9 protein-coding genes and 1 riboswitch are annotated in these 15,878 nt (G+C 49.5%); of the genes, 3 read left to right on the top strand and 6 right to left on the bottom strand.

Translation table 11 applies throughout. The features are described 5' to 3' along the window. Positions 1–702 precede the first annotated feature (702 nt). Entirely contained in the window at positions 703–3,138 is a 2,436-nt protein-coding gene (locus ACN5NT_RS01920) for a hypothetical protein (protein WP_419174278.1), read from the top strand. Positions 3,139–3,291: 153 nt separating this feature from the next. Here ACN5NT_RS01920 and ACN5NT_RS01915 read toward each other — a convergent pair whose 3' ends face one another. After that, positions 3,292–6,228 (bottom strand): Ig-like domain-containing protein, encoded by a 2,937-nt coding sequence (locus ACN5NT_RS01915; RefSeq protein ID WP_419174277.1) that lies wholly within the window; start codon positions 6,226–6,228, stop codon positions 3,292–3,294. A 414-nt stretch (positions 6,229–6,642) separates the two neighbouring features. Further along, positions 6,643–6,801: riboswitch (cyclic di-GMP riboswitch) on the bottom strand. A gap of 746 nt (positions 6,802–7,547) precedes the next feature. On the opposite strand from ACN5NT_RS01915, the gene ACN5NT_RS01910 reads away from it, so the two are divergent. Next, positions 7,548–10,742 (top strand): HD domain-containing phosphohydrolase, encoded by a 3,195-nt coding sequence (locus ACN5NT_RS01910; RefSeq protein WP_419174276.1) that lies wholly within the window; start codon positions 7,548–7,550, stop codon positions 10,740–10,742. Positions 10,743–11,315: 573 nt separating this feature from the next. Here ACN5NT_RS01910 and ACN5NT_RS01905 read toward each other — a convergent pair. Genes ACN5NT_RS01905 through ACN5NT_RS01895 form a run of 3 tightly spaced genes read right to left on the bottom strand, consistent with a single transcriptional unit; the run spans position 11,316 to position 12,939 of the window. Next, a complete protein-coding gene (locus tag ACN5NT_RS01905) occupies positions 11,316–11,795 on the bottom strand; it encodes a hypothetical protein (RefSeq protein ID WP_419174275.1) in 480 nt (159 codons plus the stop codon). An 11-nt stretch (positions 11,796–11,806) separates the two neighbouring features. After that, positions 11,807–12,310: a DsrE family protein gene (locus ACN5NT_RS01900; RefSeq protein ID WP_419174274.1), complete on the bottom strand. Its 504-nt coding sequence runs from the start codon at positions 12,308–12,310 to the stop codon at positions 11,807–11,809. Between the two features lie 53 nt (positions 12,311–12,363). Continuing rightward, positions 12,364–12,939, bottom strand: a complete 576-nt coding sequence (locus ACN5NT_RS01895) for a TetR/AcrR family transcriptional regulator (protein ID WP_136797587.1) — start codon at positions 12,937–12,939, stop codon at positions 12,364–12,366. 432 nt (positions 12,940–13,371) lie between these two features. Between ACN5NT_RS01895 and ACN5NT_RS01890 the strand changes: the two genes are divergently transcribed. After that, a complete protein-coding gene (locus ACN5NT_RS01890; RefSeq protein WP_419174273.1) occupies positions 13,372–13,743 on the top strand; it encodes a hypothetical protein in 372 nt (123 codons plus the stop codon). 92 nt (positions 13,744–13,835) lie between these two features. Here the strand turns inward: ACN5NT_RS01890 and ACN5NT_RS01885 are convergent, their stop codons facing one another. Together ACN5NT_RS01885 and ACN5NT_RS01880 are read right to left on the bottom strand one after the other, a co-directional pair. Continuing rightward, positions 13,836–15,470, bottom strand: coding sequence for a TPM domain-containing protein (locus ACN5NT_RS01885; protein WP_419174272.1), 1,635 nt, complete (start codon positions 15,468–15,470; stop codon positions 13,836–13,838). A 50-nt stretch (positions 15,471–15,520) separates the two neighbouring features. After that, entirely contained in the window at positions 15,521–15,826 is a 306-nt protein-coding gene (locus tag ACN5NT_RS01880) for a LemA family protein (RefSeq protein WP_419174271.1), read from the bottom strand. Positions 15,827–15,878: the final 52 nt, after the last annotated feature.

Genomic DNA, 15,878 nt, shown 5'->3' with positions numbered 1-15,878 from the left:
TCGCATTCATGCTCAATCGGCTCAATCTCGTCAGAGTTCCGGTTCCTTGTCCCGACTCCCCCAATAGCCTCTGATTAAGAGCAACCTGCTCAGCGTATTGTTGCGTCAATCTTCGAGCAAAAGAGCTTTGGGAAAATCTCATGTCAAGTGCACCAAACTGGCAAGGTACACTTTCAGCCGCGAAAAAAAAATAGGGCTATAAAATCACCTTCAGCAAAATCGGCAATTATCCTATTTTACATCAGTTATTATAGCACATTCGGCTTACTACCCATGTGCCCTCCTGGACAGATGTAGTAGATCAGCAATCACTGTTTGTTTTTGTTGCGCCATACCGCCTATACTGAGATATCAAGAAATGACAATCGACTGAAGGGCTATAAATAACAGCTGGAATCAGAGAAAATGCAACGAATCACTTTAACCGTATTTCCAAATAGTTGGACAAAACCCTTTTCTGTTGTGCCTGAATTTTTCAGGTGCCCGAAGGGCGAAAATCATACTTCGGCTGAAGGGGACAAAGTGCCACTCTGAAAACAACGACAACCAAGGGCGTATGTGTCAGATATCATACAATATAAACAAACAATTCAGCCGATTCCCATGAAATATTCGGGTTAGATAATTCAAAAGGACAAGGAGGTGATGCTGATGGCAGGAGTCTTTTGAGGCTAAAATGTGATAGAAAATGGAGGGAGTAATATGTGCAAGCTAAAATTTGTGTTTTTGTTTCTTCTCACTATCTTTATCGTGCCATTGTATGTCCTGGTTGGCACGACACCGGCCGGCGCTGGCATCTTTCCCGGCCTGGACCAAGAACTCTGTATGGCGGATGCCTATGTGCTTGCAGGTAATTCGCTGTCTCAAGGTAAGTTGAACTGTACCGCCAACGATGTGGAGATTACCCGGGTAATACCGATTGATGCGGACGGCGACCGGGCAACGTTACCGGACGGTTCTACAAACCCCGACTATGATCCAGTTCAGTGTACACTGGGGGAGACATTTCCATTAAATGCGGATATCACTATTCGCACCAACGCCAACGAGCGCTGGGACACCACCTTCTATTTGCCGCTGACCGAACAAAGCCCGCAGGTGGTGCAAAATAATGATCCTAACTGCAGTATCGTGTTACCTAACGCCTGGGACATTGAAGGTGCTCCTGTAGAGGCCGACCTGGATTCGGACCAATGCAGCGATATCACCAAGGCCTCCGGGACGGATGAATACACACTGGAAGATGAAACCATCACCATGTTCTGCGTGGATGAAGACGGTGACCAACAAGCCGACTTCACCTATTGCGCCGCATGGGACAATCAGGAGCGTGACAACTGTACTGGTGATGTTAATACTCCGGCTCTTTATTACGGCCAGATTCCCAACACCAAGTCAAAGTGTAAGTGCGACACCTTCAACATTCCTGTGTTCATTGCACCGGAACCGCCCATAATCACCAAAACGGTTACTCCGCTTACCGGTACTGAACCTTATCAAGATTTCGTCTATACAATTACCATCAAGCCCGCGGCAACGACAGCCTCCAGTATCTTTATCAAAGGGCTGTACGACATCGTCTCCTCAAGCACCAATAGCGATGGGCCCTACACCTTTGCGCTGAATAACGGCAATGGAGTCGGTCCGGGCAATAGTGACGTTGGCTTGACCCAGTCCTACTGGCAGCTTCTGGATGTCTCGGGAACCACATGTGATGATCAGCTAGACTTGACCGGTCCCGGTCTTGAGATCCCACCTGGACACCTGGGGGTGACCTGTGACTTCGTGATCAGGATTTCAGATGACGACCTGCCGGATATCCCTGATCCCGAACTGTTTCAGGACTTTGTCCAAGTTAAAGTTTTCGATGAGAACGGCGCCCCGGTCGGAAACAATGACTGCTCTTCTGCGGCGACAGGGAACTGCAGCAATGAGAAAGAGGTGAGCCTGACCAATCAATCACCCAGTATCACCGTGACCAAGACTCCGAGTACCACTGAGGTCCTGGAGCCGGGCGGCAATGTCACCTTTGATGTCGTCGTGACCTCCACCTCCGGCAGCTACGATGATCCGCTCGTCATCACCGAGCTGTCCGATACCGACTTTGGTGACCTGACAGCATATCCCGGTAGCACCTGTGCCACCGGCGGAGACCTTTTCCTCGGCAGCCCGTATAGTTGTAGCTTTACGGCCTTTATTGCGGGGAACGCGGGCGATGTACATAACAACACCGTCACTGCCAAAGCAATTGACAATGAAAACGACGAGGCAACGGCTACGGATATGGCCACGGTCAACATTAACGATGTTCCTTCCAACATCACGCTGACCAAAACCGCCGATCCGACCGAGGTGCTGGAGACAGGTGATGATCCGAACCTTTTCCGTGATGTTGACTATACCTTTGAGTTCTGCGTCAATGCAGCAGGGGTGGATGATGTCACTTTCAGCAGCCTGATAGACGAGGCGCCGCCAGAATCCGGCAACTTTATGGATTTGACTGCTGATTGTTCGGTCGACACGCTGAATGGTGGGGCAATCACGCCGACACCGTTGTTAGGTTTTACCCTCTCTCCGGGTGATTGTGCCAGCTGTGAGATCCCTATGCAGTTGCAGGGTAATGCCGGTGATATATATGAAAACCTTGCCACTATCTATGGGCAGGACGAGGATGGCCAGGATGTAATGGCCAGTGACGATGAAACTGTCACCTTCCTGAACGCTCCTCTGGATATCACACCTGAATTTGCGATAAAAGCCAGAGCGTTTCTCCGCCTGACCAACGGTGGTGTGGATGATGCAACCATTACCACGCTGACCATCAAGAACACCAATCTGGTCGACGGAGCTGGCAGTGTAGCAGCAGGATTTGAGATTTTGGATGAGACCTACACATACAGTTACGATACTGGTGATGGTCCCTATGAGTTCTGTGCTGCAAACACCGTTATCGCCGCTGGTGATACCTACGAGTGTGCCTTTACCATCAAGCTGTATCCAGGCTTCCTGCCTGCGGACGCAGATGTCAACTTCTCAGCGCTTGGTCTCGACGGGGTGGCTGTTACCCTGGACGATGGGGATGTTGGTAGCATACCTGTCACTGAGACGATTGGCATTGAGGTCTTTACGGTAGAGTAATGATTTTCAACCTGAATAGTTGATGCCGCTAGAGGAGGTATGAACCGGCATACATACAACAGGGGCAGCCCAGAGAGTTGGGGGCTGCCCCTGTCTTGTTTCAAGGAGGTCGATTCACTACCAGTTTGGTTTATCGTCTGTCTGTGTGGTCATTTATTTGTTCGTCTTGCCTTTGCCGCCTCCCGAATCCGTCAGGGTTACCTCCACTATCGCGGTGGCGCTGCTGTAACCGTCGCTTGCAGTATAGCTGAAGCTGTCGCTGCCCTTGAAGTTCTTCGCCGGGGTGTATAGAAGGCTGCCGTCGGCATTTATCTGTACGCTGCCCTTACTCCCCTGGGTTACCTGGACAACGGAAAGGGTATCCCCATCCGGGTCGGAGTCATTGGCCAGCACATTGATGATGATGGCATTTTTCGACGACAGGCTTACACTATCATCCACCACCCGGGGCGCAGTGTTAACCGGGCCGGCAACAACATAGCTCGCCGTTGTGCTGGCAGCATGAGAAGTATCGGTTGTATTTTCCGCTTTGATAGAGATGGAATACACACCCTCTTGGGCCCCAGGAGCCGAGGTGACACTCACAGCTATCGGTGCGCTGGCACCCGGTGCCAGGGTGAGACTCTGGCTGCTTGCGCTCCAGCTGTTTGGTACTGTGGCGGATACTTCAAAGTCAGAATCCACGCAATCACTGCTGTTCTGATTGGTCAAGGTCCCGCTGTACTGGACTGTGGTTCCCGCCTCAACTTCCTCGCTACTGTTTATCGACAGTATAAGCAGCGGATTGGCGGGTTCACATACCGCAACGGGCCCTTTCACGGTGTAACTGGCCGTGCCTTCAGCGTAATAATTATTATCTGCGATATTTGCAGCTCTGATGGCGATGGGGTAGGCACCGTCGGTTGCATCGGCAGCTGAAGTCACGACGACATCGACTTCACCACTTTTGCCAGGGGCCAGGCTGACACTTCCGCCAGTGTTGCTCCAGTTCGCCGGCACAGCGGCCGCAACCTGAAAGATAGCGGGATCGCAGTCATTGCTATTCTGATTGGTTATGGTGACCCGGTAGCTGACGCCGGTACCGGCCTCAACCGGTTCCCCGTCGGGGATGGATACTGACAGTTGCGGGTTAGCGGCCTCACAAACCGGGGCCGGTGAATCCACCACATAGGTCACTGTACCAGTTTGTTGGTATGCGCTGTTGGTGTTGTTGGTAGCACCGAGAGTGATATCGTAAAATCCATTGTCGGTACCAGGGGGGGAGGTCACGTTGATGGTGACCGTGCCGCTCGCGCCCGGCTCAAGGTTCAGGCTGGCGCTGTCGGCAGACCAGCCGGCGGGCAGATCAGCCGTCACGGTGAAGTCTGATGCAACACAGCCAATGCTGTCGTGATTGGTGACAGTGGCAGTATAGGCGACAGTGCTGCCCGCTTCAACCCAGGCGCTTTCAGCAGGGGTTATTGTCAATGCAGGGCTGGTTGGAATACAAATCTGTTCAGCAAAGCTGATATTTACTGAGGTGCCAGTGGCATCCGCCCACTCCGTGGTGATGGTCACACCGGCATCCAGATCAGTGTAACTGCTGCCGACTGCCAACGAAGCGTCATCTAAATCATATCTGGAGCTAGCTGGTGTCATATCCAGCAGTTGGCTACTTGCGGTTTCCGCCTCGGTGGCCAGTCGAAGCACCACGCCATTGGTAATTCCTGGCTTGTCACTGAGAAAACTGTCAAAACCCAGGGCCTGACGATATTCAAGGTAATACCAGAGTTGCTTTCCTGTTACGGAATCTATACCTCGCGGCACTCTCAGCCCTTTGGCGATTCCCGATTGGGTGCTTTCATAGGGGGCCAGCAGAAAACTTCCCTCACTCTCTGCAGTGATGAGTTCTCCCGATGCCGAAGCCAACCAGCCGAGCAACTCCTTATTGAATGTGTTGAAGTGACCAGTTACGTTCGAGTCACCCATGATGTCAAGGTTGTCCCCATAGGTAATTGATATGCAATTGTCGCCGATGATTTCTGAGCCGCATTCAAGCTGCTCGGCGTGCTGTAACCCGAAATTATGGCCTAATTCGTGACCGATGGTACGTAAACTGAGGGATCCGTTGGCCCAGGCGAGGGAAACTGTGCCACCGAGAGTTCCCTTTCCGCTCCAGCCACAACTGCTGTTTTCCGGAAAGATATAGACCATACGGTTATACAGACTCAGATCAATGCCCTGGGCCTCAGCGGCTTCCTGGGCATTGACATGGATTTCCCAGCTGTCGCATGTTTCATTGATGGGCAGGGTAAAATAGCCATGGACATCACCGGCCAACCAGGTCTGGCTGTTGGAGTTTTCCTGATAAAACTCGTTGACCGTGCCGAAGACGATTTGTTCGGCTTCCGCGGTCGTCCAGGGCTGTGCCTGGTTGTCCTGAAAATTGACCATCAGAGCCAGCACATTTTGTTCACCCATGGTGTTGGGCAGCACCGTCGAGCTTGCTGAAGAGTTGGTTACTGCAGCGGTTGTGGTGGTCACGCCATCGGCGAGCAGTTCCAGGCCATCCGATGCATCGTTTACTACCAAAGAGCCTTTGGTTTCACCGGCATGGGCAAACAACCAGCCTCGAGCACGTACCTGCGTACCATTTTGTATAGAATTGGAGTGCATGACCTGATCGGGCAACTTCAACTCGAAGCGACCACTTTGGGTCATTAGCACATGACGCAATTCGTGCTTGCCATCGGCATAATCCTCATATGTAACTTCCAGCTCCCCTTGCAGATCCTTTTTTTGTTCAAGCATTGACTGGACTTCGGTCGGCATGGCGGAACGGATCGTCTCCGGAAGAACCGCCCGCATTGCACCGGCAGGATCGGTTTGCACCAGTTCAGCCAATAGCTCCTGGCGGTTACGTGCCTGGCCTATCAGCTCTTTTTGCAACTTGATCTGTTCGGCCTTGCCGGCTCGATGATAGTTGCTGGTCAACTTTGCCAGTTTTATGGTTAGCTCTTCAGCGTACTGCCGGTCAGCCTGGCGTGCTGTTTGCTGCGCTACTCCGGCAGCTTCTACAAAACTGGCAGCAAAAAATACGGTAAACAGCATTGAGAGCAGCAGGGTCAAGAGACCTGGTACGAAACTACTCGACAATAATGACTTTATTTCGGAAGTATTTTCCGAAATCGTCTCCTGGGGTTGGGGGTTAGGGCTGCTAGTGGGAGGTGATGACGTTTTGATATCATCACTTCGGGCAGAACAGTACAACATAGAATCGACTCCTTCGTTTTGTTTTGCTAGGCGGTTGCCAATTGTGGAATCAACCTGATAAACAGAGGAGCGACAAGAATCAGTAAAATGGAGGTAATCCAGGAAATGACTGATCCGCCAAAACTCTCTGCTATCGAGAGAATCCAGCTGATCAGGAGTACAGGTATACGGGATCACATGACAATCCTCCTTCGCAGCTTTAACTTCGGAGGACCCCTGAATCCCAACTAGAGGTAACGTGATCTCCTTTCCTTCGGTAGCCCGGCCATCCAAAGATGTGCTGTTGGTAGAAGCGATGATGCCTTTTCATCGAAATAGCATCTGCGATACCTTACCAACTGCAGTCTTGAACCAGATATGGACCCGTGAGCTTTGCGTCACTGTCTCGCGACAGTTTTGCCGGTTCGGGAAAGAGTCCTCATACTTTTTGGATGATTAATCCTTGAATGGTATCCAAGCGATTTAGTCACCAATCATCAAGATTGGAGCAATTAATATGCCACAATACATACCTTCCTCATCGACTATAGTATCTCACTAAATTTATTGCTGATTGAAGTTAGCACGGAATTTCAGGCAGGTAGGGTTTGGTTTCGGCCGCTCCTTACCGCGAATGCATGTGCGCAAATTTTGTAACTGGTGTGCAATTATCGTAACTGGGTCGTTGCAGTGATGGGGAAACCTGTTCCGGTAACTTCAACTCGAAGCAGCCGCTTTCAGTCATCAGCAGATGGTGCAATTGGTACAAGTTCAGCCAGCAGCTTGAACCTCCCCCGTTTTAACGGACACTTTTAATACGTATCGATGAGTTATCGAGAAGTGTTCCTGTGACCAGCAAGAGAAAGACCTACCAAACCTACCCTGAAGAACTTAAATCAGAAGCCTTACGACTGATGGAGGAGTCAGACCGTCCAGCCCGGATATTTCCTTCGTTCCTGGCATTAAGTACCTCGAATGAAAAACCCTACCCGATCATTAATTCTTTGATTGGGTGCTGTTTATATCCTACAAGTGATAATATGTATGAAGACGAAGGATATTCTCAAACACGTCTCTCATTCCGGTTGTCATCTTCTACTTCACGGAACTCAGATTGACTGAGCCGAAACAGGCCCGAAGCAGAGAGAGCGGCTTCAGTAAGCTGAAATTGTGACCATATGGCTGAGCATAAAGTTCGGAAAACCCTATCCATCCGTACCACCGTGTTTGGTGTCTTCCTCTTTATGTCGTGCCTGATAGCGGGGCTGACTCTTGGGTTACAGCACTATTTCAGTAAAGACCTCGCCCAGACAGCTGCTGAGTCATCCTTTCACATCATGGCCGAGATGATTAACGAACGGGTAAAAGCCCTCGACAGCCAAAGTGTCAATCTGGTTGGAGTCCTCAGTCATTTTTACGAGCTCGAGAATTTTCCCGGGCCGGAACAGGAGCTCCGTGCAATCAAGCTTTTTGCCGGCGCAATGGAAAACGCACCGAGTATCTACGCGGTGTATATAGGATACGATACCGGGGAATTATTCGAGATTATCAACCTTGAGAGCAGCGACAATGTCCGGGGTGTGTTCGGCGCCGCCCAGCACGACAGATGGCTTGCTCTCAGGTTCTCGTCAGTTAATGGAGTTCGTAAAAAAACAACGGTCTATCTTGATTCAGCATTTTCAGTCCGCTTCGAGAAAACTGAAAACACCGATTATGATCCCAGGGTACGACCATGGTTTAAAGATGCCCTCACAACGCCTGGCATTATCAAGACAGCGCCCTATCTCTTCTCAAGCCTCAAATCGCCAGGGCTCACCTATGCAACCAGTATTGACGGAGGTCAGCGGGTCGCGGCTGTGGATATTTCCCTCGCAGGCCTGTCCGACTTTCTTCAGAAGCAGCAACTGCTACCTGACAGCCAGGCCTTCATGTTTGACAAACATGGGGAGATTATCGCCCAGGCATCATACTCGACAGATCGTGCCAAAAGCGTCGACTGGTCTTCCATTGCCCTCGATGACGAAGAGCAGGCGTTTCTCTCTTCGTATCCTGTAATAAAAGCTTCCAACGAGATGAACTGGCCCCCCTTTGACTTTGCCCTCAGCGGCAAGCCCAAGGGCTACTCCGTCGATTTGCTGAACCTGCTGGCCGACAAAGCCGGTTTCCGGGTCGAATATGTGAACGGCTATTCCTGGGAAGAACTGGTCGCCCTGTTTAAGGATGGTAAGCTCGACCTTCTGCACTCCCTGGTAAAAAATCCAGAACGCGAAAAGATGGGTGTATTCACCAGCCAATACATGCCCATGCCCCAGGCCTTTGTGGTAAGGAAAGATACCCCGATTCCCTCTTCCCTGGCAGAGCTGGCCGGCAAAACCGTCGCCATTCCCAAAGGGTGGGCCACTGACACCTATCTGGCAGAAAATCATCCGGAGGTGAAGCGTCTCCATGTTGCAAACAGTATTGAGGCCATGCGGGCAGTCTCCTCGAAAGAGGCCTATGCAACCCTGGACAGCGAACCGGTGGTTCGATACCTGGCCAATTCCTATTTCCTGAAAAACCTGGAAATAGGAGGTCGCCCCGAAGAACTCCAAACTCTCGGAGAATCTGCCGGGCAGGGACTCCATTTTCTTGTTCGGCCCGAGAAAGAACTTCTGGCGGGGATTCTTGAAAAGGCCATGGCTTCACTGGCCAACAGCGATCTCGAAAAGCTGGATGCTAAATGGTTCGGAACCGGCAAGGACCAGGATGAAAAGGTAGAGGTCCGCAAGACCGTACCACATCCTGTGCTGCTCGAACTCGCCTCAGAGTTTGGGACTGCAGGGGGACTGCGGGTTATTGAAATCAAGGGCCATGAATATTTTTGTTACGTTGCACAGATCGAATCGGTCTACGGATCAAGTGAGTTTTTGGGATTGCTGGTACCGGTGCAGAAAGCCATGGCACCGTATCTGGAGAAGATCCGGTTTTCACTCATTATGACCCTGATTCTGCTCCTGCTGTTGGCCCCCTTAGTCTGGTACTGTTCCACCATCATCGTACGGCCGATAAATGCCCTGGTAGTTGAGAGTGACAAGGTAAAACAGCGCCGCTACATGGAAGTGGCCATGGTGGAAAGCAATATCAAAGAGATTCGTGGGTTGTCGCGCTCCATGGTCACCATGGCCTCCGCCATACAGGCGTATGAAGTATCGCTGCGGGAACTTATGGATTCCTTCATCAGGCTGATCGCTGTCGCCATCGATCAGAAATCACCCTATACCGGCGGACACTGTGCCCGTGTGCCGGAACTGTCTCTCATGCTGGCAAAAGCAGCCAGTGAGTCAACAACAGGGCGCTTTGCCGGATTTTCCCTGGAAACAGACGACGAGTGGCGAGAGTTCCGGACCGCCGCCTGGCTGCACGACTGCGGCAAAGTCATCACTCCTGAACACATTGTCGACAAAGCCACTAAGCTGGAAACTATTTATAACCGAATCCATGAAGTTCGAATGCGCTTTGAGGTCCTGCTGCGGGATGCCGAAATCGGGTATTGGAGGGAGTTGGCACAAGGAGAAGACATTGACGAAGCAGCACTTCGAGAAAAGCTCGCCGCAAGGCAGCAAGAACTTAAAAACGATTTTCGCTTTATAGCCGAATGCAACCTTGGCGGAGAGTTCATGGCTCAGGAAAAGGTTGAAAGGGTCCATCAAATTGCCAAACAGACCTGGATACGGCATTTCAGCGACCGGCTCGGCCTTGGTCGGCTCGAACTTGACCGTTTCCCAACCAAGGAGCCAACACTGCCATGCGAGGAACCTCTTCTGGCCGACCGGCCTGAGCATATTGTCGAGCATCCTAAGCAAAAAGGAATAGGCGGCTCATCATCGGATTTTGCCATGCAACCGCTCAAGCATCTGTATAATCTCGGCGAAATTTACAACCTCTGCGTCTCAAAAGGTACCCTCACCGCAGAAGACCGGTATAAGATCAACGAACATATCATCACCACCATCAACATGCTTGAGACCCTTCCCTTCCCCGAAAATATGAAAAGAATCCCCGAATATGCCGGAACGCACCACGAGACCCTCAATGGCACCGGCTACCCCCGCAAACTCAGTGCAGACCAGATCTCAATTCCTGGTAGAATCGTTGCCATAGCAGATGTCTTCGAGGCTTTAACCGCCTCCGATCGTCCCTATAAAAAAGCAAAATCCCTGAGGGAGGCGATAGAAATCATGACCACAATGGCGAAAAACAACCATCTGGATGGCAACTTGTTCAGGCTATTTCTTGAAAGCGGCATCTACCTCAAATATGCACGAACATTTTTGGACCCGGAACAGATTGATGAAGTTGATATTGAAGCGTATCTGGGAACTAAAAAGTTTTGAAATATTCTTTTTTTAGCCTTTTCAGCAAAGAGGAATCAGGGAGTTTGTGAAAGTAAATCCTGGCCAGGCCACGTTTTCCAACTTGCCACAAACAAAAAGCGCCATCCTCAACAGAACTTTAGCAAACAAATGAGAGCGGATTGAAATTTTAAGCTACTGCGAAGCAATCAACGCCTCGCTTCTATAGGAGCGAAGACGTCAGCTTTGGCCTCTAGGTAAGCTAGCTCAGCTATAACCACATATTTTAAACCACCAAAAGCCGCGATCCAAAAAATATTAGGATCGCGGCTTTTTGTACGGTAATTCCCGGGTCAGGTCTTGAGTGGCAACATACGTTTTGCCGCATCCAGATTTTCTTTAAAGAGGTATATGTTTCTCTTCCATTACTCACTGAACCGACTCAAGTGACTGCTGGGGGCCTGTCGGACTAAGCCCTTTTCAACCAACTCATCGTTATCGAAGGAAAATCAATATTGGTAATATCAGACACATGGCTCAGCTTATTTTTCCTTCGATGCCTCGATTTGAGTGAAAACCGCCATAGTCCGACAGGCTCCCGGTATCTGAGAATTATTACTGCATGTCTCGAACGGCCCGGACATAGCCGGATTTCTCTCGATAAAAGCTGCGTGAAGGGCCGCACTGGTCGCCGATTTGCCAGGAGCCCACATAATCTTTGCCATCATCTTGCAGCCAGTATCTTCCCTCAAGCTGTATTTTGACTTCTCCGTTTAACTTCAAATCGAAGCTGGAGAACAGATCAGACAGTTCTTGTTTTGTCGGCAGGCGCCACTGCTTGCCCTCCTCCTTATTTAAGCCTTGCAGATAATGCTCCACATCCTCTGCTGTTTTGAAGTAGCCGGACCGCTCCAGACGCCACTCCACGCCATGCTTCTGGTCAAGGAAGGTATCATCACCCTGCTGAAGCACAAGAGTATCACCCCCTGCGGCATGCATTGAGCAACCGGAGACAAGCAGGACGATCAGTAGCAACCATACGACCAACACTCTATTCCTGCTGCTGGTTCCGTTGAATATACCGTAATATTTCATAATTCCTTCCCTCACTGAATCGGTACCAGCGCATAACCTTTATTCTGGTAACCGGTCAGGGAAACGAACGTGTTCCCTACAACCTTGACCCCATCCAGCAGAGTATCCGCATCCACCTTGAACAGGTTGATAGCGATGGCACACGCTTCAATCTTTACTCCCCTCTTTTGCAATTCAGCCAGGAGCTTAGCCGATTTTTTCAACAGCTCCTGATCCTGATCCGAAAACGACCAGTTTTCAGTGGTAACCAAACGGACAGAGGCCCCCCGAAATGCTATAACAAAATCAGCGGTCCTGCCCTGCCTGAGCAGATCATCGTAGGTCATATTTATGACATCAAGGTATAACGCGAGCTTGGAAGCTTCGCTGACATTGATATCAAAGAGAGTTTTAGTTTCCGTCAGGCCGCTCAAGGCATCCTGATCGTTCACGTCACCTGCCACCGCAACTCCGTTCACTAAAAACATCAACACGCAAGATGCTATAAATACGTTGAAAGCTCTAATACATTTCATTGCCAGCTCCTTTAGAACGAATGTTCGTTCTAATACTTATGAAAAAAAAATTGCTACTTTGCCACACCCCTCCAGGCACACTCCCAACATTCTTCCAGATAGTCGGGAAGCGGTCTTTCGAGGACACCATCCAAACGCAAGAAGATCAGACGAATGGCCCCACCAAAAAGGGTCACTGCAGCCACGTTCGGGTCGACCGGTCTGATATGTCCCGCGTCAATTCCTTCAATCACCATCTGTTTCATCAGGGTAAAGGGACGGGACGAACAGACTGGTTTTTCCCCAGGCATAAACTCCTGGTGTTTTGCGTACAACATGTAATGCATTTCAGCCCTGTTCGTTTCTGTCTCGTCAAAGAGATACTGCACCACACTCCTGCAACGGTCGTGAGCGGTTTCATGAATCTCCATAATCTCAGTAAGAACCCTCGTCATGCTTGTTTCAATTTCCTGAAACAACTCTTTGGCGATTGACTCTTTATTTCCAAAATGATGGTAGATAGAACCGATACTGACTCCGGCCTCTTTTTGGATATCATGAACGGAAGTATTGAAATATCCCCGCTCAAAAAATAGCCTCAAAGCGGTTGACAGTATCAATCCCCGCCGCTCCTGTGTTTTGCCTGACATAGCTGCTCCCTCTCCTTTAAAACGAACGTTCGTTCTAATAAATCTGAAATGGGCCTTCGTGTCAATTAATTTATCTCTTAAATAGTGCAGGACCGCAGAAGGTGGACATGATTCGTCATCACGATATATGCGTGTATGGCACAGCCTGATTTACGGGAATATTGCTGTAACCAATCGAGATTGGTTTAATAGGCTTCACCATCAAAAAAACAGGCTTGACGATTATTGCCACCCTGGATGATGTGTAAAGGGACTTCAGTGAATATGATTCGTGGTCGTCTAAGCACTCCTCCAGCCCTTTGATCTTATCTACTTTTCCCGGACATGGTAACTCGTTGAAATTGCTTTGACATCTATCACTCCCAATGATAATTTATATTTTTGCATGTCAATTCAGATAGATAGCCTTCACAACTCAACAGGGAGGAAGTCGTGAAAACCAACAGGATAACTCACCCATTCAGCAGATTACTACCAGTAGCCATCCTCATGCTTGGACTCTCAGTCACAGCACAAGCAGAGACCTTTACTGAAGATGGCTACCAAGTGGATGTTCAGTGGAAGTACAAGAAGAAAAAAGAAAAGTTCAAGGCCTGGGCGACCATTAAAGGTGGTCAATCATGCGCCACCCTCAACACCACCTTGATGTTTACAAACGGCAAAGAAATATTGAGTTTTGAATCGTCAATTCAAGACTACCAACCTTCTGCAGAAGGTCTGGAACTTGAACCTCAGGCGCAGAAAGTGAGTAAGGCCAGAAAAGCCGACTGGCGGGCATACAATGTTAAAATCAAGTGCTCATAGGCAACAGGGAATGGGGAAATGGTATGGCATCATCGAGGGACGATTGACCATCCAATTCCCCTCATTCAGTTCGACAACCTCATTCCTGGTAGTCAGTGCACTTTACCCATTGTGCGTTTCTCTCCAACGACAGTGGCGAGATTGATTAAATTGCCATTGCGATACACCTTGGCTGTCAATTCGTCTCCAGCATTGAGAGTGTCAAACAGATCATGAATAAAGCCTTGATCTGCATCTTCCTTACCCTGCCATGAGGCAATGAAATCACCTTCTTTCAGACCAAGCCTGTCAGCCAGAGAACCGGGTTCCACATAATGTACCAGACAAGATCTTGACCCATTACTATGATATGATACGCCAAACCGCAACGTGCCTTTAGCAGGGCGCGGAGGTGCTTTAAAGATTTTTTCCAAATACGTATCGTTACGCCGTACACGCGTGTAAATATCCAGTCCCGGCCGAACTCTCTCCATCCGCCGACCCACCTCATACTGATGAGGATATGTTATACTTTCCCATTGCTGAATCACATCGCCCACTTTGAAGCCCTGCTTAGCCATAAAGCTATCTTCTCCATGAAATTCAGTGATTTTAGTACCCTCGATTACATGATTGGCTTCCATCCCATAATCCCGATAATACGGAACGCCCTGATGTTCAAATTGTTCGCCACTTGGTCTGAGGAAATTGAGGTGTCTAAAACCAAAATTGTAATTCTTTATTCCTGACATCTCATAGCGCCGGTAATCAAGGTACCAGATATTGCCGTAGCTGTGCCCCAGTGCTGTGCCCAAAGTTTTTAGATCCAGGCGCCACTTCCCATCGTCTCCCTTTTCAAACAAGAACGGATCGCAGCCTCTATTACTTAGAGAGTAAACCATCACAGCGCGAGTATTTGCCTTATTATAGGTGACATGTTCAATGGTGCAGCGACTGTAGGTTTGAAACGCGTTATCCATTTGTGCAGCACTGCCGATCTTGTCACCCATATGTTGCTTAGTTTCATCGGTGAAGATATCGAGATCCCTGCGCCCGTTGCGGTTCGCAAAAGATTCAATAAAACGACGGTGCGTTTCTTCTGGCGTATCGGCCGCGAGAATATCGGGTTTATTTTTGGTAAACGTGGTGTCTCGGCCTGCGTTGATGCCAGCTTCAGCTGAGGCACCACCGCCCAGGCTTATTTGAACCGATGAGGGGTCGAATCCGATCCCTTCCTCTGCCTGAATTGCCCTGATACGAATCAGTTCACTGGTTGCAAAAATGCCTTCATCAACCCGTCCAAGGTTGAAAAATGGTACCATCTGCCGGTTTTCAAGATATGCGATGAATGCATCGGTATAGGTCGACTCCAGGTTACCCGAAACCTCAATGCGCAGCGTATCTTTGCCAGGGTCAATCACCAGCAGCATGCCTCGCCCATGCTGGCTTTGATTACCGACCTCTTCAGAATTGAACGTTTGCCAGGCATACTGATTAATATCCGGCAGGTTGTTTTTGGTAATAATGCGGTAATCAATGTCAAACCTTCTCAGCAACATTTGCTGATACTCACTGATGTAATTTTCTTCTTCAGCCGTTAACAGGTCTGCCTGATCGTCAATCAGGCGAGGCGCCAGGCCTATCTGACTCTTAAGTTGTGCCACATCAATATAACCCTGATCTATATATGTATAGCCGGCATACGACACAACAACAGCCAAGAGTGACAACAAAAAGAGCATCCGCATTATTCTACCCTGAATGGTAAAGGTTAACGCCCTGACGTCGGGATATCATATTATTTGAAATGTACCTGCACAGCCCCCTGGGCTTCATTGTTGGAATGAAAATAAGCCTTACGCTGAAAGCTGCACATTGATGCCAGGAAACGACCCGGGAATTCTCGTATTGAAAGGTTATACTCCTGTACTTTCATGTTAAAACTGATACGCGCCACATTGATCCGATTCTCAGTGCCTTCGAGCTGGGCGAGTAAAACGATTATCTGATCAGATGAGCGAAGGTCTGGATATGCTTCTACCGATACCACCAAATGGCCTAGCGCCTGTCCCAGGTTGCCCTGGGCCTGTTCAAAAGTCTGCAAGAAATCTTCTGAGTTCTTCTTAAAGACAAAAATGAGTCATTCTGTCGGCAGC

This window comes from Desulfosediminicola sp. (assembly GCF_048381775.1).
GTDB lineage: Bacteria > Desulfobacterota > Desulfobulbia > Desulfobulbales > Desulfocapsaceae > Desulfopila > Desulfopila ganghwensis.
This window is presented reverse-complemented; position numbering and strand designations above follow the sequence as displayed.

Bases quoted from the DNA above. Each gene is read 5' to 3' on its own strand.
- ACN5NT_RS01920 (WP_419174278.1), top strand. From the start codon at position 703: ATGTGCAAGCTAAAATTTGTGTTTTTGTTTCTTCTCACTATCTTTATC.
- ACN5NT_RS01915 (WP_419174277.1), bottom strand. From the start codon at position 6,228: ATGCTGTTTACCGTATTTTTTGCTGCCAGTTTTGTAGAAGCTGCCGGA.
- ACN5NT_RS01910 (WP_419174276.1), top strand. From the start codon at position 7,548: ATGGCTGAGCATAAAGTTCGGAAAACCCTATCCATCCGTACCACCGTG.
- ACN5NT_RS01905 (WP_419174275.1), bottom strand. From the start codon at position 11,795: ATGAAATATTACGGTATATTCAACGGAACCAGCAGCAGGAATAGAGTG.
- ACN5NT_RS01900 (WP_419174274.1), bottom strand. From the start codon at position 12,310: ATGAAATGTATTAGAGCTTTCAACGTATTTATAGCATCTTGCGTGTTG.
- ACN5NT_RS01895 (WP_136797587.1), bottom strand. From the start codon at position 12,939: ATGTCAGGCAAAACACAGGAGCGGCGGGGATTGATACTGTCAACCGCT.
- ACN5NT_RS01885 (WP_419174272.1), bottom strand. From the start codon at position 15,470: ATGCGGATGCTCTTTTTGTTGTCACTCTTGGCTGTTGTTGTGTCGTAT.